We start from the raw sequence: 24610 nt of genomic DNA on the forward strand, positions 1-24610 counted from the left end.
TGCCGGTCCGGGTGTCTCCGGGCCGGTCATTTCCCGAATATCAGTAATAGTCGAATGATTACTCCGGATAACTACTCAGTCGTCATTTGGTTGATCTGAGTCATGAAAAGTTACACTAATGTGAATTCTGTTTCACGGCAGAAAGTAACGTATAATATCGTACGCCTTTCTCTTAATTATATAATTAACTGATATTTCATCGTATTTACGGGTATGCGGGTCATTACAGCGCGGAATTATATCCTTCTTCATTCAATTTAAGCTATATGATATAAAATAAATCAGTTGAGAAAATTAACAAAACAGTATACAAATAGAGGTAATTGGATTGATGATGTTAACATCCGGCGAAAGAGCACAATGTGTTTTATTACCGGATCGGGAGTAAATCACCGGCGTTTCATCATCCGTGAACACAGAATGTTCGTTAATTCCGAAGGATTGGGTCGGAAAATTTATTTCAGATGATTCACCGGCACAGTAAGACAGGATAATAGTGTGAATAGTAATGCGCTTTCAGTTGTTTCCCGCCTGCCACAGCATTACCGGCTTGCCGGTAATGATGACGGCCGCCGGTTAGAGGCGTTACCGGAATCTTTGCAGAGCAGGGAAGACAGCCTGACCGGTTTAAAATTACTGAGTCACGGCCACCATTCAACATACGATGCACTGTGCGCCATCCGGTCGCACCTGGAAGGATTACAGATTGATAGTCTGATCCTGACCTGGGAAGGGGAGCCGTGCCTGTTTTTACACAGTGATGATGAAAGTACCGCACTGTGTGCCCTGAAAACCGCAGGGGCGGCAATTGCGGAGAATATTTCTGCCCGTTACCCGTTCTGACAGGTAACACTGCCGTTCTGTGTGACGGATTCTGATAAAATGCAGACATAAAAAAAGCTTCCTGAAAAGGAAGCTTTTTCTTGTTAAATAATACACTGCAAGGGAGTGAATGTATTATTTAATTAAACGGCGTCCGTCGTAATAACGGTTGTTCCAGTATTTATCCGTCATGTTTGAGACGATAACACCGTTTGAAGTGGATGCATGGACAAATTTGTCATTGCCGACATAAATACCGACATGGCGCTGACGTTTTCCGGTTTTAAATAACACCAGGTCGCCGGCCTGTAATTTAGCGCGTTTTACGCTGGTGCCGACAGACTGCTGCTCTGCGGTTGAACGCGGCAGTTCCATACCGAACTGGTCAAGGAAAGTCTGACGGACAAATGCGGAGCAATCAATACCGGAGCGGGTGGTGCCGCCGAGGCGGTAAGCAACGCCTTTCCAGCTGGCATACTGAGACATCAGTTTGGATTTAACATCAACATTATTAACTAACTGTTCGAATTCATCCTGAGACGCTTGCAAGATAAAGCTGTTTGTACGGGTTTCAGATTGAACTTGACGGGCTGAATTTGGAGATGTACTGCATGCTGACAATGTCGCCGCGATAATCAATGCCGGAACAATCCGGGTGATATATCTCAGAATTGGTTGAGATGTGACCATGTGTGAGTTTTCCCTTGCAGTCCTTATGTGACAAACGTCACTTTAAAAAACAAAACATATCAACACTAATTAAATCTGTGTATGTGCACAATATGTTTATTCTAAAAACGTGCGGAACGGCACGTTTAATATCCATGAACAATTACTGAGGAAAAATTAATCAGTCATCCGTAAAGGCGTAATTATCGGTGAAATTAATCAATTCCTAATAATCGGACGGATTGATACTACATAAAGGTGCCGGAAATGGCGAGGGAAAAAACCTGTTATTTACAAAACCTTAAATTTGTCAGCGAAACAATCAGGATGTGATGTCAAATATGTTTAACTAATGTGAAATTTTCTTTGTAATATCGGATAAACGGGGCATATGGCGTACCAGAAAATTTACACACTGATCACTCAGCGGTGTCAGTAAAATCCAGGGAACCGTGATCAGTGCCAGTGACAGCGAACCGGCCATAATATCGCTGAACCAGTGTGCACCGGCCATTATCCGCGGTAAAGAAAATATAATTGTCAGCAAAACTGCTGCCGCAAAATAACGGAATCCGGCATAACGCCAGACAAAGGCGGCAAAAATGATCAGCATCAGCCCGTGGTCGCCCGGAAAACTGCTTTTTGAGGCATCTTTTGTAAAGATCCCGGTGATATCGCTGACACGGTGAACAGCGTCCAGTTCCAGTGTCGGGCTGAGGCGGTTAAAAGGAATTGCCTGTCCGGCCTGATTAATCAGTACCGCACTTATTACCATCACCACACCTGCCATTACCAGACGGCGTTTACCGTCGCTGTCCTGTTTGCGGAAAGCCGCATAATAGATAAGTCCCATCAGCAGGAGTGCTGCCAGATCAAATGCCCGGTTGTTAATAACCGCAATAAATACAGCCAGTGAATGATTACCGGCGAGCGGGGTATTGAAAAAACGGAAAACAGCATGGTCAGGTAGCGCCCACCAGCCGTGATCAACCGGCAGGTACCAGGAAAGAAACAGCATGATACCGGCGAGGCTGATAAAAAGCGGAAGTGTGATGCGTTGTACTGCCATGACAAAACCTGATGATAATAAAATATTATTACGGAAATAGTTCCGGATAGTCTGACAGAAATACGGATAAGGGTTTATACAGAAAAAGGGAAATAACGCATGTTATTTTTATGTAAAAGTTGTTGGTTTCGTGGTGGCGTCTATAATCATAAGTGAAGAGAGTGATGTAGTTAATAAAGCCGAATGCATATCATAAAATAAGGAATTTCAGATTATAACGCTGAAGGTGTACTAAAAATACGGCTGTTTGTTATAGCGCAGTAAAGATTAGTGACCTATTGTCGATAAGGAATAAGCGAATATTTTTCATCCCGGCGGTAACGGATTGCCTCCGTGAATACTTATCTGAAGAGGTACGTTATGAAAAAGCTACAGTTCTTTATCGCTGCTGCAGGCTTATTAATGAGCAGTTTTGCTCCGGCAACTGAAAGTAAAGGCCAGACAGCATCGGGTGTGATCATTTTTCATGGTGCGATTGTTGAAGGCCCCTGTGCAATGGACTTTCAGACCAATGACATCAGTTCCCGCTGTTACCGCTCCGGGATGAAAAAAGAGCGGCTGAATACCCAGACTATTACCCGTAATACCCGGTCAGTTTCTGATTTGATACCGGCCAATATGGGTGATGCAAAACTTCACTGGATGGATGACAGTAAGCTGATAGCGATGGTTATTGTCAGTTATCTTTAATGCAGACTGAGAATCACAATTAATGCATTCAGAGGAAACCGGAAAAATCGTGTGACGTATCACACCACGATATCTGTTTCCTCTTCTTTTTTTGTGTCCGGCGCGTTATAACAGATACAGCGGTAACGTTAACACGCTGGTCGTCAGTCTGACGAAACAACAGTGAGGTGCCTGTGATGAATCATCTTAAGGCTATTTTCAGTGGTATGTTGTTAAGCTTGTCAGTTATCACACCGGGTGCGGCAGCCGGTGTCAGTGAAGGGACGATTCTGCTGTCCGGCAGTGTGGTGAATGCCGCCTGTGAGGTCAGTGTCCCGGCGGCGGAACAGCCGCAGAACAGTCAGCCGTCATTTGAATATCGCTGCCTGCGCAACGGAGAGCCTGCCAGTGTGCAGGACAGTATCGCTGAAGGTGAACTTGTGCAGGGGCGTCTGCCGCAGTCAATGGGGCGTACGTCTTACACGGTGCTGAATGAAGAGCGCCGGGAAGCGTATCTGCGGGTGGATTATTTCTGAAGGACGGGAAAAGAACGGCGGGTCAGCCGGTCTCCGCAATGTGCAGAAAACCGGTAACCCGGTAACAGGCAGTTTTTACCGGCTGCGGGAATTAATCCGCGCGGCCCATATAACGGCGTTCCGCGATATGAATGCGGATTTTTTCACCGTTACTCAGGTATTCAGGCACCTGAATCACCAGCCCGGTCGGCATGGTTGCCGGTTTGGTCCGTGCACTGGCGGATGCACCCTTGATGCCCGGGGTGGTTTCAACGATTTCCATATCGACAGTCTGCGGTAACTCCAGCGCCAGCACCTGGCCATCCATTGTCAGTACCTGCATACCCGGCAGACCTTCCTCGGGAATAAACAGCAGTTCTTCTTCGATCTGATCTTTTTTCATCGGATACGGCGTGAAGTCTTCATCATCCATAAAGACATACTCATCACCATCAACATAAGAGAGCTGAACAGCGCGGCGGGTTAAGGTAATGGTCTCAATAATATCATCGCCTTTAAAACGCTCTTCCACTTTCTGACCGGTACGGACATCAGTAAAACGCATTTTATACAGGGTGCTGGCCCCGCGGGCACTTGGCGTCTGGACATCGATATCTTTGACCATCAGCAGCTTGCCGTTATAGCTCACTGCGGTTCCGCGTTTAATTTCATTGGCTTTTGCCATAATTTGTCCCGTTACATAATGAACATCAATAGTAAAGCAGGCCTTAAAGCCTGCCGATTGGCGACAAAATTACTCGCAGTTTTTCCAATGTGCAAGCCCAAATTATCACACCCGCCTGCAGAAATGCAGCGGGTGTGATATCCGGGTGAAATCAGCGGTAAACCGGCAGGAGATCCATCATGGATAAAATATGTGTGACGGCGTTGAGAAGCCCGAACAGAATGATAAAGATGATCATCGCATTGCCGCCCGGCACACGGTAGGCTGCCTGCGGGAAGCGGCGGCGGGTGGCTTTTGCCATCAGCGCCGGGACAATCACCGCCCAGATGGTTGCTGCCAGCCCGGCATAACCGATGGCATACAGGAACCCGTCCGGGTACAGCACTGCCAGAATCGCCGGCGGAACAAAGGTAAACACGGCGGATTTCAGGCGTCCGGTGCCGTTATCCTTAAACTTAAAGAAGTCAGCGATGTAGTCAAACAGTCCCAGCGACACCCCGAGGAAGGAGCTGGCCAGCGCCATATAACTGAAGGCATTGAGTAACTGCACCGTAGTGTCACTGTTGATAGCGGCTTTCATCTGGCTTAACAGCGCGGTGATATTGCCGCCTTCCGCGATAACCTGCTTAAAGTTTTCACGCGGGACGTTACCCTGGGCGGCCAGCTGCCATAAGATATAGATCACCAGTGAAATCAGGGAGCCGATAAGCAGACTGCGCACGACGGATTTCGCGTCATTACGGTAATATTTCACCAGACCCGGCACGTTACCGTGGAAGCCGAATGAGGTCAGCAGGAACGGCAGCGCTACCAGTGCATACGGCAGATAGCGGGCTTCCGGGTCCTGTGTGTTAAATAATACCGCGGTTTTCACTTCCGTGATCATGCCGCCTGCGGACATCACAAATGCAATCACCATCCCGCCGATTAAAATGGTGCACAGACGGTCAACGGCTTTGGTGGAAATCCAGACAATCACGGCCACCACGGCAGCAAAGAAAATCCCGCTCATCGCCGGGGTGATATTGAGTCCGCGTGCTGCCAGGTTCTCCTGTAACATCGAACCACCGGCCGAGATATATGCATAAGTCAGAATATAGAGCACAAAGGCGATGGAGAGCCCGTTAATTACTGACCAGCCGTTACCCAGCAGATCTTTGGTAATGGTGTGAAAGCTGGAGCCTGACGGATAATTGAGGTTTGCCTCGAGGATCATCAGCCCGGAGGTATACATACAAAACCAGGTGTAAATCAGCAGCAGAACGGAGCCGGTAAACCAGACACCCGCTGTCATCACAGGGATGGAAAACATGCCTGCACCGACAGCGGTACCGGCGATAATCATGGCACCGCCCAGGACGGAAGGGCGTTTGGTTTGTGTTATTGCGTCGCTGCTCATTAAATAAATCCTCCGGTTACTCAGCTCCGTGTACTAGCTTGATGATACGGCGGCAAAAAAAGGTTGTAAAGCAGATAAACTGATAAATCCGCGTAATTGTGTGTGATTGAATGATAAATGAGCAATTACCGCCCCGGTAGTCAGGTGCGGCATGTAACGGATTATTTTGTCAGATAAAACTGATTGGTCTGCCACAGATGAATGGCGTTGCGGCTGGCTTCAAAATGCGGTTCGGGCAGATTATCCGGAGAGCACCAGATAATGCCGTCAAATTTATCCGGCTCCCGGATCACCGGCAGCGTATCGCTGTCATAGTGTGCCAGCAGGCAGACTGATACCGTGTGCTTGCCTTCCGCCCGGTATGTTTCCAGGTTATTGCACAGACCGATAACCTTCGGGTCAGTAAGGGTAATGCCGATCTCTTCCTGAATTTCACGGATAGCGCAGGCTTCAAAGGTTTCACCGGGATCAACATGTCCCCCGAAAATGGACCAGTATGGCGCATGTTTGCCGCTGCGTTTACCCAGCAGCACTTCACCTTTGCTGTTGACAATAACCACCCCGGTACCAACGACGACTGACATTATTTTTTCCTTCTTTTTAATCAGATTGCGGGCGCTATGGTACACTTCCGTGCGCCGGAGTGACAGCCTGTCTGTTTTTGACAATATCTTCCTGCAAAATGAATGATTCAGAGCATAGAATATCTGCCTGTCTGTGTTATAACTGAAACGATTCAAAAGCAGCTATTGTATCATGCTGCATTATATTACTAATGATTATAACCCGTTAGCCAAAAATAACAGAGGGAGCACCCGGCTGATGACCCGTCGAGTAGCCACAATTACCTTAAATCCGGCCTATGACCTTGTGGGAATGTGTCCGTCCCTTGTCCCGGGCGAGGTGAACCGTGTCAGAACGGTAGGGTTACATCCTGCGGGAAAAGGCATTAATGTCGCCAAAGTCCTGAGAGATCTCGGGGTGGATGTGACTGTCAGCGGCTTTCTGGGGAAAGATAATCAGGAAGAATTCCAGCATTTTTTCAGTGAAAACGGGCTGGCAAACCGCTTCCATGTGATCCCGGGACGCACCCGGATCAACGTGAAACTGACCGAAAACAGCGGCTCGGTGACGGATCTGAATTTTTCCGGTTTCCGTATCACCGAGAGCGAATGGCAGAAGTTTATGGCCGATTCACTGACCTGGCTCGGGCAGTTCGATATGGTGGTGGTCAGCGGCAGTCTGCCGGAAGGCGTGGATCCGGCGTGGTTTACCACCTGGATGAGCCGCCTGCGTCAGCTGTGCCCGTGCATTATTTTTGACAGCAGCCGTGAGGCGCTGGTGGCAGGTCTGAAAGCTACACCGTGGCTGGTGAAGCCCAACCGTCATGAACTTGAGATCTGGGCGGGTAAACCGCTGCCGGAACTGAAGGATGTGATTGACGCCGCCCATGCCCTGCGGGACAAAGGCATTGCCCATGTGGTGATTTCGCTGGGACAGGAAGGGGCGCTGTGGGTGAATGCCTCCGGTGCCTGGCGTGCACTGCCGCCGCATTGTGAGGTGGTGAGCACTGTCGGGGCAGGGGATTCAATGGTCGGCGGCCTGGTATACGGCCTGCTGATGAGCCAGAGCAGCGAACACACGCTGCGGATGGCGACAGCGGTGTCTGCACTGGCAGTGAGCCAGCCCGGTGTCGGTGTCCGTGACCGCGCCGAACTGGCGGCAATGATGGCAAAAATTAAACTCAGCCCGGTGGTATAACCCGGGTTATTTTTCCAGCGATTTCAGCCAGGCAATTTCCTGCGCCCAGATATCCGGATTCACGGTTTCCAGTACCATCGGGATGCCGTCGAACCGTTTATCTTTCATAATAAACTCAAACGGCGCATTGCCGATTTTACCCTGACCGAGACTATCGTGACGGTCAACACGGCTGGCGAATTCACTTTTTGCATCATTCAGGTGCATGCCCTTCAGATACTCAAACCCGACAATGCTTTCAAAATCCGCAAACGTGGCTTTGCAGGTTTCCGGTGTCCGCAGATCATACCCGGCGGCAAACGCGTGGCAGGTATCGATACAGACACCAACGCGGGATTTATCCTCCACGCCCTCAATAATGGCGGCCAGTTGCTCAAAGCGGAACCCGAGGTTGCTTCCCTGTCCGGCGGTATTTTCAATCACGGCAATCACACCGCTGGTTTTATCCAGCGCAATATTAATGGATTCCGCGATCCGCGCCAGACAAGCCTTTTCCTCAATCTTATTGAGGTGGCTGCCGGGATGGAAATTCAGACGGTCGATCCCGAGCTGTTCGCAGCGCTGCAATTCATCAAGAAATGCCTCGCGGGATTTTTCCAGTGCTTCCGTTTCCGGATGGCCGAGGTTAATCAGATAGCTGTCGTGGGGCAGGATCTGCCCGTGGCCGTAGCCGTATTTTTTGCAGTTGGCCTTAAAGGCCGCGATGACGTTTTCCGGCAGGGGGGCAGCTTTCCACTGGCGCTGATTTTTGGTGAACAGGGCAAAGGCTGTGGCGCCCAGTTCATGCGCACGGATAACTGCCTGATCAACACCACCGGCGGCGCTGACGTGTGCTCCGACATATTTCATTGGTTTTTCTCCTTCTTTGTGCCGATTATGGCATAAGGAACCGGAGAATGCAGTGACAGGATATCCCGGCCGCACAACCGGGATATCACAGAAAGAAGGGCAGGATCAACCGGTGATCAGCGGGATAAGCAGGTTAATTGCCGCACCGCCGCCAATCAGCCAGCCGAACAGCACCAGCGCCATCAGCATCGGCTTGATACCGGCCTGGCGGATAGCACTGACGTGAGTGGTCAGGCCGAGTGCCACCATTGCCATCGCCAGCAGAATGGTATCGAGCACAATAATCTGGCGGACAATAATTTCCGGGATCAGATGGAAGGAGTTAAATCCGGCCACCAGAATAAAGAAGACGGCAAACCACGGGATAGTGATTTTGGATTTTTCCTTCGCCGCGCCCCTGGTACTGCTTTTCTGACGGCTCAGATACTGAGACAGGATCAGAAGGAACGGCGCCAGCATCATCACGCGGATCATTTTACTGATCACGGCGCTGTTTTCCGCATCCGGGCTGATGGTGTGACCAATCGCCACCACCTGAGCCACTTCATGCACGGAAGACCCGGCATACACCCCGAAACTCATGTCGGTGAACGGCAGCCAGCCCAGCGCGGCATTGAGATGGAACAGCCACGGGTACAGGAAGATACCGATGGTGCCGAAAATCACCACGGTAGAGACCGCAACCGCCACTTTACTTGCCGGGGCTTTAACCACCGGCTCGGTGGCCATCACCGCTGCCGCACCACAGATACTGCTGCCTGCACCAATCAGAATGACGGTTTCTCTGTCCAGCCCGAACCATTTACGGCCGATATACATGGCGATCAGGAAGGTGCTGGTCAGCATCACGGCATCAATAATCACGCCGCTGATCCCGACATCGGCAATCTGCTGAAATGTCAGACGGAAGCCGTACAGGATGATCCCCGCCCGTAAAAAATAGTGTTTGGCAAACCCCACCCCGGCTTCGCACTGTGGCTTGATATGCGGGTAAACGGTATTACCGGCAATAATCCCCAGCAGAATAGCCAGTGTCAGTGCGCCCAGCCCGAGGTTGATAAACCAGGGCATTTCCCCGAGCAGCATAGCGGCGGTGGTCAGAACCCCCGCCAGGACAAAGCCCGGAAGTAGTCTCAGCCACATCGGTTTTGCTGTGCAGCGGGCTTTTTCGGTTTTGATATGACTTTCAGACATAAGTAACTCACAAAAAGGAATAACGATGTGCAAAGCATAGCGGAAAGCGTAATATTTTTAAAATTCATTATAATTCTATAATCAACCTAAAAATCAGGTTAGCGGTAATGGCAATGTTAAATTATAAGTATAATGTTAATATGATGATAATAATCGGGATAAAATAAGGGAGCGCTTTGCTATGCGCATCACACTGAGACAGCTCGAAGTCTTTACAGAAGTTCAGAAGTCCGGTTCGACGACACAAGCTTCCCAGCAGCTGGCGCTTTCACAGTCCGCCGTGAGTGCCTCTCTGACGGATCTGGAAAATCAGCTGAATGTTCAGCTGTTTGACCGGGTCGGTAAACGGCTGGTGACCAATGAGCACGGGCGGCTGCTGTATCCGAAAGCCATTGCTTTGCTCGAGCAGGCCGGTGAAATTGAACAGCTGTTTAAAACCGATGCGGGGGCATTGCGTTTTGCGGCCAGTACCACCATCGGCAACTATATGCTGCCGGAAATGCTGGGGGCATACCGTGCAGTGCATGAAAATACACCGGTTGAATTATTTATCGCTAATACTGAGGAAGTGATTAAAGCCGTGCTGGAGTTCCGCGCGGATATGGGGCTTATCGAAGGGGTCTGCCATTCCCCGGAACTGATTACCGAGCCGTGGCTGGAAGATGAGCTGGTGATTTTCTGCAGCCCGGATAATCCGCTCAGTCAGAAAAGCAATGTGACTCCTGATGATCTGAAAAATGTGGCCTGGGTTCTGCGTGAACGCGGTTCGGGTACGCGGGAAGTGCTGGATCAGATCCTCTTTAACCGTCTGCCGGGTTTCCGCGTGGAAATGGAGCTGGGGAATTCCGAGGCCGTCAAACACGCGGTACGCTTCGGGCGCGGGGTCAGTTGTCTGTCGCGGCGGGTGATTGCCGAACAGCTGAGTAACGGGCTGTTGTCAGAGGTGAAGATTGCCGGGCTTACCCTCAACCGCACACTTTTCCGGATTTATCACCGTCAGAAACATATCTCCAACGCCCTCAATACCTTCCTGACCTATTGCCGCTGACGCGGCATCTGTTTCTTCTGCCGCCGGTTTCCGGCGGGCAGCTGAGGCAAATTATAAGCCGGGTGCTTATAATTCCGCAGCGATTATGCAGGTATCTTATAATGCCGCATATTTGCTGGGTACAGTCCCGGGATTTCGCTACAATCACGCTCAGTGGATGAAAATAACTACATGAAACAGGATTGTAATGTCTCAGCAAGCAAATCAAATCGCGGGTGAACAACCGCAGACACTGCGCCGTGAATTAAAGGCGCGCCATCTGGCGATGATCGCCATCGGCGGATCTATCGGTACGGGGCTGTTTGTCGCTTCCGGTGCCACTGTTGCCCAGGCCGGTCCCGGCGGGGCGCTGTTAACCTATGCCATTATCGGCCTGATGGTCTATTTCCTGATGACCAGCCTCGGCGAACTCGCGGCCTATATGCCGGTATCGGGTTCATTTGCCACTTACGGCGCCAAATATGTGGATGAAGGCTTCGGTTTCGCACTGGGCTGGAACTACTGGTACAACTGGGCGGTGACTATCGCGGTTGACCTGGTGGCAGCACAGCTGGTGATGACCTACTGGTTCCCGGCAGATCAGATTCCGGGCTGGGTCTGGAGTGCGGCGTTCCTCGCCATCATGTTCCTGCTTAACTTTATCTCTGTAAAAGGATTCGGTGAGGCGGAATACTGGTTCTCCTTAATTAAGGTCAGTACCGTTATCCTGTTTATTGTTGTCGGCGTGATGATGATCACCGGCATTATGAAAGGCGGGGAAGGTGCTGGCTGGCATAACTGGACTGTCGGCGAGGCACCGTTCAAGGGCGGGTTTGCCGCGATGATCGGGGTGGCCATGATTGTCGGCTTCTCCTTCCAGGGAACAGAACTTATCGGTATCGCTGCCGGTGAATCCAAAGATCCGGCCAAAAATATTCCGAAAGCGGTGCGTAAGGTGTTCTGGCGTATCCTGCTGTTCTATGTGCTGGCGATTCTGGTGATCAGCCTGATTATCCCGTACACCGACCCGAATCTGCTGCGTAATGATGAAACCGATATCAGCGTCAGTCCGTTCACCCTGGTCTTTGAACGCGCCGGTCTGCTCTCTGCGGCAGCAGTGATGAACGCGGTTATCCTGACAGCGGTACTGTCTGCGGGTAACTCCGGGATGTATGCCTCCACCCGTATGCTGTACACCCTGGCAAAATCCGGCAAAGCACCGAAACTGTTTGCCAAACTGTCCAAAGGCGGTGTGCCGCGTAACGCGCTGATTGCCACGACGGTGATTGCTGCGCTCTGCTTCCTGACATCGATGTTCGGTAACCAGTCTGTGTATCTGTGGCTGCTGAATGCCTCGGGGATGACCGGCTTTATCGCCTGGCTGGGGATTGCCATCAGCCACTACCGTTTCCGCAGAGGCTATATTAAGCAGGGCTATGACCTGAACGATCTGCCGTACCGCTCCGGTTTCTTCCCGGTCGGCCCGATCTTCGCCTTTATTCTGTGTCTGACCATCACCCTCGGTCAGAACTACGAAGCCTTCCTGCAGGATCAGATTGACTGGGTGGGTGTGGTCGCGACCTATATCGGTCTGCCGCTGTTCTTCGCCATCTGGTTTGGTTATAAAATTGTTAAGCGTACTAAGTTTGTCCGCTACGGCGAAATGGACTTTCCGGCCAGCCATAAATAAGGCTGTGTGACCCGATTTTGTGACATATCACGTAAATTGATAAAAAACCTGACGATCCTGGTCAGGTTTTTTTTATGTTTGTCGTTACAGGCTTTGCAGGGGTATTTACGGGTTGAAACTGTGTTTATCCGTTAAGTCAGTCGTTTTATCTGTTAATAATGAATATCACTTACAGATTATCTTTCGATATATCGCTATCACCTGATGATAACGAATATTGTAATGAGGAAGATAATTATTCCGTATTGATAAGGGTTCTTATTTGCTTTATTGTTAACGCCAATTTCTGACAGATAACAGGAGTCGGTAACGTGAAATTAGTATCTGTAGCAAAAGGGCTGACCATGAGCCTGGCAGCAGGGGCTGTTCTGATGAGCAGCGCAGCATGGGCGGAAACAGTGGTTGATGCCGCAGGGCGTACGGTGGAAGTACCGGAAAAAGTGGAGCGCATCCTGTTAGGGGAAGGGCGTATGATCCACGCGGTGGCATTGCTGGAAGGGGACAAACCACTGGCACGTATTGCCGGCTGGCAGGGTGACTTCCGCAAACTCGACCCGCAGTCTTATGCTGTCTACAAAGCTAAATTCCCGGAAATCGACAAGATCCCGCTGATCGGTAACACGACAGAGGACAGCGTCAGTGCAGAAAAAGTATTAACCCTCAATCCGGATGTGGCTATTTTCGGCCTGGCCGGTCACGGACCGGGTAAAAACAGCGAGCTGGTCGGTCAGCTGGAAAAAGCCGGTATCCCGGTTGTCTTTGTGGATTTCCGCAACGAACCGCTGAAAAACACTCTGCCGGGTATGCGTGTGCTGGGTAAAGTGCTGCACCGCGAAGAAAAAGCCAAAGCCTTTGAAGATTTCTATCAGAAGCAGATGAAGTTAGTCACTGACGTGACAGACAAAATCCCGGAAGATAAAAAACCGACCGTGTTTATCGATCTGCGCGCCGGGTCTTTCCCTGACTGCTGCGGTACTGCCGGTAACGGTAACCTCGGTAACTTTATCGATCTGGCGGGCGGTAAAAACATCGCCAAAGACGTTCTGCCGACACCACTGGGTACCATGAACCTGGAGAAAGTGATTGCGGCGGATCCGGATATTTATCTGGTCAGCGGCGCGAAAGCCCCGGGCAGCACCGATGCGGGTGTTCAGCTGGGTGCGCAGGCAACAGAAGCGGATGCCAAAGCCAGCCTGAAAGCCATTACTGAGCGTAAGGGCATTAATACCCTGACCGCAGTGAAAGAAGGGCGTGACTATGCTATCTGGCACAACTATTATAACTCACCTTATAACGTGATTGCCGCGCAGGCCTTTGCCAAGTGGTTCTATCCGGAGCAGTTTAAAGATCTGGATCCGAAGAAAACCATGGATGAAATGTACAGTCAGTTCCTGGCTGTCGAACCAACCGGCACATACTGGGTCAGCGGTAAATAATTTTAAGTAGTCAGCAGGTATTTGAATAATGAGTATTACCACAGAAGCAATGCTACAGACGAAGCCGGAACAGGCAGGCAGTGAATTAAGCTGTGATGTGAAATCACATTACCGGCGTGTACTGCGCAGGCGGCTGATGTGGATGTTTGCGGTGGTTGCGGTAATACTCTGTACCGTGGTGCTCGATTTCACCATGGGGCCGTCCGGGCTGACCCTTGATGCACTCTGGCAGACCCTGGTGTCGCCGGAAAGTGTATCCGCGGGCACCCGTGTGATTGTCTGGGAAATACGTCTGCCGTATGCCCTGATGGCCGTGGTGGTCGGCATGTCTCTCGGTCTTGCCGGGGCAGAGATGCAGACCATCCTCAATAACCCGCTGGCGAGTCCGTTTACCCTCGGCGTCTCCAACGCCGCATCGTTTGGTGCGGCGCTGGCGATAGTCCTCGGAATTGGTATTCCGGGCGTACCGGATCAGTGGTTTGTTTCCGCGAACGCCTTTATTTTTGCCCTGTTTTCCGCGCTGATGCTTGACGGCATCACCCGCTGGACACGAGTGGCAACCTCCGGTGTGGTGTTATTCGGTATCGCAATGGTCTTTACCTTTAACGCACTGGTATCAATGATGCAGTTTATCGCCACGGAAGACACCTTACAGGGGCTGGTTTTCTGGACGATGGGCAGCCTGGCGCGCGCCACCTGGGTAAAACTGGGTGTGATGACACTGGCCTTTGCCATTCTGCTGCCGATTTCCATGAGTAACTCGTGGAAACTGACCGCACTGCGCCTCGGCGAAGATCGCGCTGTCAGTTTTGGTATTAACGTGCGCCGTCTGCGTCTCGGTACGCTGCTGCGTATCAGTATTCTGACTGCGCTGGCGGTGGCTTTTGTCGGCCCGATTGCGTTTATCGGCCTGGTCGCGCCGCACATTGCTCGCATGATGTTCGGTGAGGATCACCGTTTCTATCTGCCGGCGAGTGCATTAATCGGGGCGCTGGTCCTGTCGATGGCATCCATTGCCTCGAAAAACCTGATACCGGGGGTGATTATTCCGGTTGGTATTGTAACATCACTGGTAGGTGTGCCGTTCTTCCTGAGCATGATCCTGCGTCATAAAGGGAGCATGTAAGATGGATTTGAATGCAATGTCTGCTCAGAGCGGGTTACAGATTAAACACTTCAATGCCGGTTATCCGAAACGGAAAATCATTGAAGACCTGAATGTTGAGCCTCTGCCGCGCGGTAAAATCACCGTGCTGCTCGGGCCGAACGGCAGCGGGAAATCCACCCTGCTGCGCTCCCTGGCCGGTCTGAACAAGGCAGAGGGGCAGTTACTGCTCGACGGTCATGATCTGACGCGGATGAATTTTGCCGAACGCGCGAAGCAGGTGGTTTATCTGCCGCAGACACTGCCTGCCGGGGTGCACCTGCATGTGCTGGAATCCGTGATTGTTGCACAGCGGGCTTCAGGCGGTATTTCTGACCGCGACAGTGAGCAGGAAGTGATGTCTCTGCTGTCACAATTAGGCATTGAACATCTGGCGCTGCATTATCTGGATCAGTTATCCGGCGGTCAGAAACAATTAGTCGGGCTGGCGCAATCATTAATCCGTCAGCCGACACTGTTATTACTGGATGAGCCGTTAAGTGCGCTGGATTTAAATTATCAGTATCACGTAATGGATTTGGTACGCCGTGAAACTCAGCGCCGGAATATTATTACGGTGGTGGTTGTGCATGATATTAATATCGCACTGCGTCACGGTGATCATATATTAATGCTGAAAGACGGGAATTTAATTGCGGAAGGGGATCCGGAAGCGGTTATTACGCCGGACAGCCTGGCAACCGTTTATGGTGTGCGCGGCCGTATTGAGCACTGCTCGCAGTCTGTGCCGCATGTTGTTATTGATGGCCTGGTGCCGCGCGCGGTTGCGGTGCTGGCATAATAAAACCGGTTTATATTACATATTCTTTTTTATTCTCTGCGGAATATATTTCCGCAGAGGGTGATTATCTGCATGCTGCATATATTTTATGCGCTGATAATACATTGTTTTCTGTATGATTTATTTTTATAAAAACAAATAACCTTATAAAAGGTAATAAAATAATGACGGATGCCTGCAATGGCAGGGTCATTATTATTTAAAAAAAGGGATATAAATCCCTCAGAGCGAATGTCGATTGTCCATAAATATATTATCTCTTGGAGAATCAAAAGAATGGTTATTTTTTCAAAAAGAAAAGTGGCGGTATGTGTTATGGCAGCACTCGCCGCTCAGGTGATGGCTGCTCAGGCTGCAAATAAAGAAGACGTGATTGTGGTTACCACCGCATCCGGCTTCCAGCAGAAAATTGAGGATGCTGCGGCGACTATCTCCGTTGTTTCACGCGAACAACTGGAAGATAAAGCCTACCGCGATGTGACTGATGCCCTGAAAGATGTGCCGGGTGTTGTGGTCACCGGCGGCGGCAGCTCGTCAGATATCAGTATCCGCGGGATGGATCCGAAGTACACCATGATCCTCGTGGACGGGAAACGGGTTGCCAGCCGCGAAACGCGCCCTAATAGTGATAACTCCGGAATTGAACAGGGATGGTTGCCGCCGCTGACTGCGATTGATCGCATTGAAGTGGTGCGCGGACCGATGTCTTCACTGTATGGTTCGGATGCCATGGGCGGGGTTATCAATATTATCACGCGGAAAGCGCAGGGTGAGTGGCATGCGAGCGTCCGGACAGATGCAACCATTACCGAACGCAAAGACAGCGGTAACACCGGGCAGGGCAGCTTCTTTGCCGCCGGTCCGCTGGTGGATAACCTGCTGAGTATGAAAGTGAATGGCCAGTATTCCCATCGCGGTGAAGATAATTTCGCGAACGGCTTTAACCGTCAGATCATGACCAGCGGCGGCGGTACACTGACATTAACGCCGGATGAGCAGAACAGCATCGATTTTGATTTCAAAAAAGATAATCAGCACCGCGATTCCCGTCTCGGGAAAAGTGCCTCTGCGCGCAGCAAAGAGAGCAGCTTCAGCAAGTATGAGATGTCGCAGTATGCGATTACTCATGACGGTAACTATGACTGGGGCAGCATGAACAGCTATGTTCAGCGTAATGAAACCAAAAACCCGGGCCGTAATATGGAGTATTACGACACTATCGCCCGTAACCAGACTGTTATGCCGCTCGGCGACCATATGTTGAGCCTCGGCGGTCAGTACCGTTTCGAAGAGCTGAAAGATCAGGGCAATAAATTAGCCGGCAATAAACTTGACCGCTACAGCTGGGCGCTGTTTGCAGAGGATGACTGGGCGCTGACCAATGATTTCACCCTGACCGGCGGTCTGCGTATGGATAAGGATGAAAACTTCGGTACGCACTGGACGCCGCGTGTTTACGGTGTGTGGCATCTGGATGAGAGCTGGACAGTGAAAGGTGGCGTGTCCACCGGTTACCGTTCACCTGATCTGCGCCAGGCAACGGCTTCATGGGGTCAGGTGACCGGCGGCGGCAGTCTGAACGGTGTTATTTTCGGTAACCCGGATCTGAAACCGGAGAAAAGTGTCACCGAAGAGATCAGTGTGCTGTGGAATAATCAGGATAATCTCAATATGAGCCTGACTGTCTTTAACACTGACTTTAAAGATAAGATCACCGAAATCCGCCGTTGTGGTACAGGAACCGATACTATCTGTACGGAAAAAGATCCGGATAACAAAACCTACGATTTCATCAGTGACCGTATCAACGTCGATAAAGCCAATATGCGCGGTGTGGAAGCGATTATGAACTGGCAGATTGTCGAGTCTGTGGATCTGACAGCGAACTATACCTTCACCGACTCCGAGCAGAAGAGTGGTGCTTTCAAAGGCAAAGCGCTGAATAAGATGCCGAAACATATGGCTAACGCCACGCTGAACTGGGATACCACGCAGGATATCAAAACCTGGAGCCGGATTAACTTCCGCGGCAAAACCTCCGATTATCTGTCCCGCACCAGTATGGCTACAGGAACCGGTTCTTATGCCACGGTGGATGTCGGCGGCAGCTATCAGCTGAATAAAGACCTGAACTTTGTGGCGGGTGTGTATAACGTGCTGGATCGCCGTATCAATAATGAAAACTACGGTGCCACACTTGACGGCCGTCGTTACAATATCGGTCTGAATTATAACTTCTGATGTAACCATCATTCATTATTATGTGCCGAAACACGGCGTCCTTTTCAGGGCGTCGTGTTTTTTTATGGCAGGCAGAGTGACTGGAAAACACACGAACAGCCGGATTTTTTAACGTTTCAGCTATAAATATTCAAAGTTTCATCACAGAAATTCTGCCGGTAAAGCAGTATGTAAAAAAATTACCGGATCAGGGCGAACAAAGCTTGAAATTTATGACTGAGGGGTGCAGAATGCGCCATCCAAAAAAATAACTGATGCATTTATACGCATCGGTTTTTTTTTTTTGCACTAAAATATTGTCACCGACAAAAAAAGGGGCCGATAGGCCGGATAACTGTTTACTGAATTACACCGGACGATAAACACCGGTATGAGGATGCGATAAATGGCGCAATTTTTCACTTTTGCACCTGTGCCAATCGGCGCTGGCTGCTGCAACGACGACTACGGAGCACGGCGCTCCTGCTCAGCACTCCAAACCCCTTCTTACTTCACTGCCTACAGGCAGATGCGAAGTCTTCCCGGTAACACGCCATCTGATAGTAGTATCAGTATGATTGTCGGTGTTACGGGGGGATTCGCTCATGTCGCATAATACTACCCTCGATATTGGCCTGAATCGTACAGCTGCCAATAACCGCGTACAACTCGCAAAAACACTTACCCTCGTTCAGGTTGTCATGATGGGGCTTGCGTACCTGCAGCCGATGACTATCTTTGATACGTTCGGGATTGTGTCCGAAATTACCAGCGGTCATGTTGCGACCTCTTATGCTATCGCACTGACAGCCATTCTTTTTACTGCGCTGAGTTACGGCAAACTGGTTAAACGGTTCCCGTCCGCAGGCTCGGCGTATACTTATGCCCAGAAATCCATGAGTCCGCATATCGGCTTTATGGTTGGCTGGTCATCGCTGCTGGACTACCTGTTCATGCCGATGATCAACATTCTGCTGGCAAAAATTTATCTTCAGGCAATCTTCCCTGACTGTCCGCCATGGATTTTCGTCGCGGGTCTGGTTTTCCTGATGACATTATTTAACCTGCGCGGCATCAATGTTGTGGCAAACCTCAATACCGGGATTGTACTGGTACAGGTTGCTGTGATGATTGTGTTTGTCGGTCTGCTGGTCCGTGGTGTGTCTGCGGGTGAAGGGGCGGGTACGCTGCTCTCCTTCCGTCCGTTTGCTTCCATTGATGCGGAACTGATCCCGATGATAAGCGGGGCGACCATACTGTGCTTCTCCTTCTTAGGATTTGACGGTATCAGCTCACTGTCAGAAGAAACACCGAATGCCGGGAAAGTGATCCCGAAAGCGATTTTCCTGACCGCACTGATTGGTGGTCTGATCTTTATCGCGGTGTCTTATTTCCTGCAGCTCTATTTCCCGGATGTATCCCGTTTCAACAATCCGGAAGAGTCACAGCCTGAAATTATGTACATGGTGGCCGGTGCCTTCTTCCAGTCCATCATTCTGGTGTTCTCCTGCGTGACCGTACTGGCTTCCGGTATGGCGGCACAGGCAGGGGTATCCCGTCTGATGTATGTGATGGGCCGTGACGGCGTGTTCCCGGAGAAATTCTTCGGCTACGTGCATCCGAAATGGCGTACCCCGGCACTGAACGTGCTGCTGGTGGGTGTGCTGGCGCTGAGTGCAGTCTGGTTTGATCTGGTTACCGCAACCGCGCTGATTAACTTCGGGGCACTGGTGGCGTTCACTTTCGTTAACCTGTCTGTGATTTCACAGTTCTACATCCGCGAGCGCCGTAACAAGACGCTGGGCGACCAGATCAACTATCTGCTGCTGCCGATTATCGGTGCCGCGACAGTGACCGTGCTCTGGTTCAACCTCGATGCGAAATCGATGGAACTGGGTCTGAGCTGGGGTGCACTGGGTCTGATCTATATGTTATGGCTGACCCGCCGTTTCCGCCGTCCGATGCCGCAGATGCCGGAACAGTAAGTCTTTAAGCAGTTATGTCGTGAAAACGGCGCCAGTTTGATGCTGTGCGCCGTTTTTTTATGTGTAATCGCGTATAGTAACCCTCTGAAAGTATAGAAAATGATAATAATTAAGGGATGTAGATGTATATTGAGCACAGTCTGATGGCAGACTATTTTTATGCGGGACTGGCACTGCTGGTCATCGCCTCTTTTGTGGCCGGATATATTGATTCCATTGCCGGCGGTGCAGGGCTGATTCTGATCCCGGCCTTTATGCTGACCGGTCTGCCGCCGCATATGGCGCTGGGACAGGAAAAACTGGTGAGCTCTGTCGGTACGCTGGCGGCCATTTCTAATTTCATTAAAAACAAATCGGTTTACTGGCAGATAATTCCGGCTGGGATTATTTCATCGTTCTTCGGGGCCTGGGTGGGCGCGAAAGCGATTATATATCTGCCGTCTGAAACGATTACCTATATTATTATCTGTATGCTGCCGATCGGCCTGCTGGCGGCCTTTTTTAAAGGAAAACTCGGTGGTGCACAACAGGGCAGCGCCGTGCGCAAATCTGTATGGCTGGTCTTTTTCACCTGCTTTATTGTCGGTTTCTATGACGGCTTTTTCGGGCCGGGTACCGGCAGTATCTTTATTATCTGTCTGTTTCTGATCAATAACCTCGATTTACTGAAATCCTCCGCGACCTCGAAAATCTTTAACCTGGCATCAAATGCCGGCGGGCTGGTCGCCTTTATTATGGCCGGGCATATCGCGTTCCTGCTCAGTATCCCGATGATCGCCGCCAGTCTGCTCGGGAATCACCTCGGCAGCCAGCATGCTATCCGCACCAACGGAGAAATTGTCCGTAAAATCCTGATCCTGACAGTCGGGATTATGATGGTGACGCTGCTGATCAACCTGTTCAGATAAGCCGGATTCGTGGTTAATATGTTAAATTTGTTAAAAATAGTATTTGTATTATAAATAAGATAAGAGGCATAATTACTTAATGAACAATAAGTAATCTGAATCGGGGTAAAGTATGATCAACAATCAACAACCTGACGGCGCACGTCTTATTCAGGCACTGACAGATATTGTCAGTCACAAACACATTTTAACAGAGCCGCGTAAGACGGAGCGATACCGCAAAGGCTTCCGTTCCGGAGAAGGCAGCGCGCTGGCGGTGGTGTTCCCGGGCACGCTGTATGAACTGTGGCAGGTGTTTAAAGCCGCTGTTGAAGCTGACAGAATTGTGATCATGCAGGCGGCCAATACCGGTCTGACCGAAGGCTCCACCCCGAGCGGGGATGATTATGACCGCGAAATTATTATTATCAGCACACTGCGCCTGGATAAAATTCAGGTACTGACAAAACAGCAGCAGGTAGTGGCACTGCCGGGCAGCACCCTGTGGCACCTGGAAAAAGTCCTGAAACCGCTGGGTCGTGAGCCGCATTCAGTGATCGGTTCTTCCTGTATCGGGGCTTCCGTGGTCGGCGGGATTTGTAATAACTCCGGCGGTTCACTGGTGCAGCGCGGTCCCGCTTATACCGAACTGGCGCTGTACGGCCGCGTTAATGCGGACGGCAGCGCAGAACTGGTTAACCATCTGGGGATTGATTTAGGATCCACGCCGGAAGAAATTCTGAATTGTCTGGAATACCGTCAGTATCAGGATGCGGATATTGAGGACACGGATAAACCGGCCTCTGACCATGATTATCATCAGCGTATCCGTGATGTGGATGCGGACACCCCATCCCGTTTCAACGCCGACGAACGCCGCCTGTTTGAAGCCTCCGGCTGTGCCGGTAAGCTGGTGGTGTTTGCAGTGCGCCTTGATACCTTCCCGTCTCAGGGAGAGAGCAAAGTTTTCTATATCGGCACCAATACGCCTTCTGTGCTGGAAGATATCCGCCGTCATATTCTTGCGGAGTTTGAGCATCTGCCGGTGGCCGGTGAATATATGCACCGCGAATGTTATGACATCGCAAAGGTCTACGGCAAAGACAGCTTCCTGATGATTGATAAACTCGGCACTGAGAAAATGCCGAAGCTGTTCACTATCAAAGGGCGGATGGATGCTGTTTTCAATAAAATCCCGCTGCTGCCAAAAAACCTGATTGACCGCACAATGCAGTTATTCAGTCATCTGTGGCCGAACCATCTGCCGCGCCGGATGGAAGAGTACCGCGATAAATATGAGCATCACCTGATGCTGAAAATGGCCGGAGAGGGGATCGATGAAGCCCGTAACTGGCTGAGCACTTTCTTTGACAATGCAGAGGGTGCTTTCTTTGAGTGTGATGCCAAAGAGGGGGCGGATGCTTTCCTGCACCGCTTTGTGGCCGCCGGTGCCGCCATCCGCTATCACGCGGTCAACAGCAGCAAAGTGGAGGATATCCTCGCACTGGATATTGCACTGCGCCGTAATGATCAGGCGTGGCTGGAAGTCCTGCCGCCGGAAATCGAGAGTAAACTGGTGCATAAACTCTACTACGGACATTTTTTATGCCACGTTTTCCATCAGGACTATATTGTGAAGAAAGGCGTGGATCCGCATGCGCTGAAAGAGGAAATGCTGGAAATCCTGAACACGCGCGGGGCGGAATATCCGGCAGAGCATAATGTCGGCCATCTGTATAAAGCGAAACCTCAGCTGAAAGCCTTCTATAAAGCCACCGATCCGACCAACACCCTGAACCCGGGACTGGGCAAAACCAGTAAATTAAAATATTGGGGGGAAGGGCACGAAGGATGTGGCTGCGGAAAGTATAATCAGTAATGTTAATAAGGGATTAAATTCACTATAATCAGCTTTTCTCCCTGTTTACTGATGATTATGTTTAAAAGACTCAAGAATGCCTTCGGCAAAGCGGTTCCGGTCAAGTGCCATAAAGCAGAGGTGCTGCATAACCTCAGCACGGATGAGCGGGCGCTGATTGTGTATATCCTGAATGCCCGTGATGAAAATGTCAGTATCGGCATTAAGCACAGCAGTGCGGATTCACTGATCACCAAAGGGGTGCTGAAAGAACTGGGGCGGGATACAGAGAGCCGCACGCGGCTGGTCTCTGTTTGTCCGAAGTACAGGGAATCCCTGTGCCGGGTATTCTATACCGCCAATAAAGCGGGATGATTTCACTGCCGGGAGTCTCCCTCCCGGCAGTCTGTTCTGATTACTGCGCCAGGTGCTGTGCGTACTGCACCAGCTTCTTTAGTAATTCTGTCTTGTTTGCATCATGCTGATATTCCTGCATCATTTCACCAATCTGCTCAAAATAACGGGTTAAATTATCCTGATTAAAGACCTCACGGCGATGGGCAAGCCAGCGCTGCTGCTCATGCTCATCCAGTGTGCCGGGGAAATTCCGGGCGCGGTAGCGGAACAGTAACTCCGGCAGACGGGCATCCTGGTAACTCAGCGCCAGTGCCGGCAGATTCTTTGGATCCGTTTCGCGGATAATCGTCATGGCCGCTTTATCCGAATCACTGAAAAAGCCCTGATAAATCATGTGATCCACATCATTCTGCGGCGGAAACTCACGTGGTTGTGCGAACACTGCCACGACTTTTTCGCGGATCTCCGGATGCTGATGCAACAGTTCTGCATTACGGGCACACAGGTCTTTATCCAGCCCGATACGCTGTGCATCCTGCGGGCGCAGGGTATTTTCCGGTGCCAGGATCGGGCACTTATTGATATGCACCAGTTTGAGCGGTACCGGGGACGCGCCTTCCGGCAGTTCATCACGGCGGGTGTACAGGTGTTCGCGCAGCGTATCCGCATCCAGCGTCAGCAGCGGGGTCAGGTCACCGGCGAGATCACACATAATCACGGCATTGCGGTTATCCGGATGCCATGCGAGCGGGGCTACCAGGCTGGTATTGGCGCGGACAGCCCCGAACATTCCGGAGACATGCACCAGTGGTTTCATGGACGGAATATCAATCAGTGCCGCGAGTTTGCGCTTATCGCGCAGACTGAAGAAATAATCGAACAGACGCGGCTGTGCACCACGCAGCTGTTTCGCCATGGCAATGGTGGCATACACATCCGCCATCGCATCGTGGGCATTTTCATGGGCGATACCGTTAGCGGCAGTCAGGTGTTCCAGCTTAAAGCTCGGCAGTCCTTCGTCATTCTCCGGCCAGTTTGTGCCATCCGGGCGCAGCGCATAGCAGGCGCGGGTGATATCAATCAGATCCCATCGGGAATTGCGGTTCATCCAGCTGTAGGCATACGGGTCGTAAAAGTTCCGGTAGAAAATATTACGGGTGACTTCATCATCAAAACGAATGCTGTTATAGCCGAGAATACAGGTGTCCGGCTGTGTAAAGGTGTCATGAATCAGCTTAGCAAACTGCGCTTCATTAACCCCTTTCTGCAGGGCTTCCTGCGGCGTGATGCCGGTTATCATCACAGCAGCGGGCTGCGGCAGATAATCATCCGCCGGGGCGCAGTAGGCGATCACCGGGTCGGCGATAATATTGAATTCACTGTCTGTGCGGACACCGGCAAACTGCGCCGGGCGGTCACCGGCAGGATCCTGCCCGAAGGTTTCGTAATCGTGAAAGAAAAATTGTGCTGAAGACACCGTATGGCCCGTTTTCTGATAAATGATGGGCTACAGGGTAGCAAATCGGGGAAAAAATACCAATTTCAGTCCTGATTATCCCGGCAATACGATTT

22 protein-coding genes are annotated in these 24610 nt (G+C 50.8%); 14 read left to right on the forward strand and 8 right to left on the reverse strand.

Going from position 1 to position 24610, the window contains the following annotated elements; genetic code table 11:
- The first annotated feature begins 498 nt into the window (after positions 1-498).
- A complete protein-coding gene (locus tag GN208_RS11680; protein ID WP_004240670.1) occupies positions 499-843 on the forward strand; it encodes a hypothetical protein in 345 nt (114 codons plus the stop codon).
- Between the two features lie 114 nt (positions 844-957).
- Here GN208_RS11680 and mepS read toward each other — a convergent pair whose 3' ends face one another.
- Positions 958-1512, reverse strand: coding sequence for a bifunctional murein DD-endopeptidase/murein LD-carboxypeptidase (gene mepS, locus GN208_RS11685; protein ID WP_004240669.1), 555 nt, complete (start codon positions 1510-1512; stop codon positions 958-960).
- A 328-nt stretch (positions 1513-1840) separates the two neighbouring features.
- Positions 1841-2560, reverse strand: a complete 720-nt coding sequence (locus tag GN208_RS11690) for a phosphatase PAP2 family protein (protein WP_004238031.1) — start codon at positions 2558-2560, stop codon at positions 1841-1843.
- Between the two features lie 360 nt (positions 2561-2920).
- Between GN208_RS11690 and GN208_RS11695 the strand changes: the two genes are divergently transcribed.
- Both GN208_RS11695 and GN208_RS11700 read left to right on the forward strand, forming a co-directional pair.
- A complete protein-coding gene (locus GN208_RS11695; RefSeq protein WP_004238032.1) occupies positions 2921-3250 on the forward strand; it encodes a type 1 fimbrial protein in 330 nt (109 codons plus the stop codon).
- 176 nt (positions 3251-3426) lie between these two features.
- Positions 3427-3765 (forward strand): type 1 fimbrial protein, encoded by a 339-nt coding sequence (locus tag GN208_RS11700; protein ID WP_015422836.1) that lies wholly within the window; start codon positions 3427-3429, stop codon positions 3763-3765.
- Between the two features lie 91 nt (positions 3766-3856).
- Here GN208_RS11700 and yeiP read toward each other — a convergent pair whose 3' ends face one another.
- The 3 genes from yeiP to GN208_RS11715 form a co-directional block, all read right to left on the reverse strand.
- Complete coding sequence (gene yeiP / locus GN208_RS11705; protein ID WP_004238035.1) at positions 3857-4429, reverse strand: elongation factor P-like protein YeiP; 573 nt, start codon at positions 4427-4429, stop codon at positions 3857-3859.
- A 151-nt stretch (positions 4430-4580) separates the two neighbouring features.
- Positions 4581-5828: a tryptophan permease gene (gene mtr, locus GN208_RS11710; RefSeq protein ID WP_004238037.1), complete on the reverse strand. Its 1248-nt coding sequence runs from the start codon at positions 5826-5828 to the stop codon at positions 4581-4583.
- Positions 5829-5989: 161 nt separating this feature from the next.
- The gene (locus tag GN208_RS11715; protein WP_004238038.1) at positions 5990-6412 is read right to left on the reverse strand and encodes an NUDIX domain-containing protein; all 423 of its coding nucleotides are present in this window, start codon (positions 6410-6412) and stop codon (positions 5990-5992) included.
- Positions 6413-6650: 238 nt separating this feature from the next.
- Here GN208_RS11715 and fruK point away from each other — a divergent pair, with 238 nt between their 5' ends.
- Positions 6651-7589 carry a 1-phosphofructokinase gene (fruK, locus tag GN208_RS11720; protein WP_032098715.1) on the forward strand — a complete coding sequence of 313 codons (939 nt, stop codon included), beginning with the start codon at positions 6651-6653 and terminating at the stop codon, positions 7587-7589.
- 6 nt (positions 7590-7595) lie between these two features.
- Here the strand turns inward: fruK and nfo are convergent, their stop codons facing one another.
- Positions 7596-8438, reverse strand: a complete 843-nt coding sequence (gene nfo / locus GN208_RS11725; RefSeq protein WP_004238040.1) for a deoxyribonuclease IV — start codon at positions 8436-8438, stop codon at positions 7596-7598.
- 105 nt (positions 8439-8543) lie between these two features.
- A complete protein-coding gene (locus tag GN208_RS11730) occupies positions 8544-9632 on the reverse strand; it encodes a YeiH family protein (RefSeq protein WP_004238043.1) in 1089 nt (362 codons plus the stop codon).
- A gap of 181 nt (positions 9633-9813) precedes the next feature.
- Here GN208_RS11730 and yieE point away from each other — a divergent pair, with 181 nt between their 5' ends.
- From yieE to GN208_RS11780, 10 genes are all read left to right on the forward strand, one after another.
- A complete protein-coding gene (gene yieE / locus GN208_RS11735; protein ID WP_004238044.1) occupies positions 9814-10680 on the forward strand; it encodes a DNA-binding transcriptional regulator YeiE in 867 nt (288 codons plus the stop codon).
- Positions 10681-10867: 187 nt separating this feature from the next.
- Positions 10868-12349: an amino acid permease gene (locus GN208_RS11740; protein WP_004238046.1), complete on the forward strand. Its 1482-nt coding sequence runs from the start codon at positions 10868-10870 to the stop codon at positions 12347-12349.
- A 311-nt stretch (positions 12350-12660) separates the two neighbouring features.
- Positions 12661-13785, forward strand: a complete 1125-nt coding sequence (locus tag GN208_RS11745) for an ABC transporter substrate-binding protein (protein ID WP_004240661.1) — start codon at positions 12661-12663, stop codon at positions 13783-13785.
- Between the two features lie 28 nt (positions 13786-13813).
- Complete coding sequence (locus GN208_RS11750) at positions 13814-14911, forward strand: iron ABC transporter permease (RefSeq protein WP_004238048.1); 1098 nt, start codon at positions 13814-13816, stop codon at positions 14909-14911.
- 1 nt (position 14912) lies between these two features.
- Positions 14913-15731: an ABC transporter ATP-binding protein gene (locus GN208_RS11755; RefSeq protein ID WP_004238050.1), complete on the forward strand. Its 819-nt coding sequence runs from the start codon at positions 14913-14915 to the stop codon at positions 15729-15731.
- A gap of 276 nt (positions 15732-16007) precedes the next feature.
- Positions 16008-17972 carry a ligand-gated channel protein gene (locus GN208_RS11760; RefSeq protein WP_032098687.1) on the forward strand — a complete coding sequence of 655 codons (1965 nt, stop codon included), beginning with the start codon at positions 16008-16010 and terminating at the stop codon, positions 17970-17972.
- A 584-nt stretch (positions 17973-18556) separates the two neighbouring features.
- A complete protein-coding gene (locus tag GN208_RS11765) occupies positions 18557-19936 on the forward strand; it encodes an APC family permease (RefSeq protein WP_004240658.1) in 1380 nt (459 codons plus the stop codon).
- Positions 19937-20058: 122 nt separating this feature from the next.
- The gene (locus GN208_RS11770) at positions 20059-20844 is read left to right on the forward strand and encodes a TSUP family transporter (RefSeq protein ID WP_004238053.1); all 786 of its coding nucleotides are present in this window, start codon (positions 20059-20061) and stop codon (positions 20842-20844) included.
- A gap of 112 nt (positions 20845-20956) precedes the next feature.
- On the forward strand, positions 20957-22702 hold the full coding sequence (gene dld / locus GN208_RS11775; RefSeq protein ID WP_004238055.1) for a D-lactate dehydrogenase: 1746 nt from the start codon (positions 20957-20959) through the stop codon (positions 22700-22702).
- A 57-nt stretch (positions 22703-22759) separates the two neighbouring features.
- Entirely contained in the window at positions 22760-23056 is a 297-nt protein-coding gene (locus tag GN208_RS11780) for a hypothetical protein (RefSeq protein ID WP_223302402.1), read from the forward strand.
- 40 nt (positions 23057-23096) lie between these two features.
- Here GN208_RS11780 and sbcB read toward each other — a convergent pair whose 3' ends face one another.
- Positions 23097-24515 carry an exodeoxyribonuclease I gene (gene sbcB / locus GN208_RS11785; protein WP_015422835.1) on the reverse strand — a complete coding sequence of 473 codons (1419 nt, stop codon included), beginning with the start codon at positions 24513-24515 and terminating at the stop codon, positions 23097-23099.
- Positions 24516-24610: the final 95 nt, after the last annotated feature.

Source organism: Morganella sp. HSTU-ASny43 (assembly GCF_022819185.1).
Lineage (GTDB): Bacteria > Pseudomonadota > Gammaproteobacteria > Enterobacterales > Enterobacteriaceae > Morganella > Morganella morganii.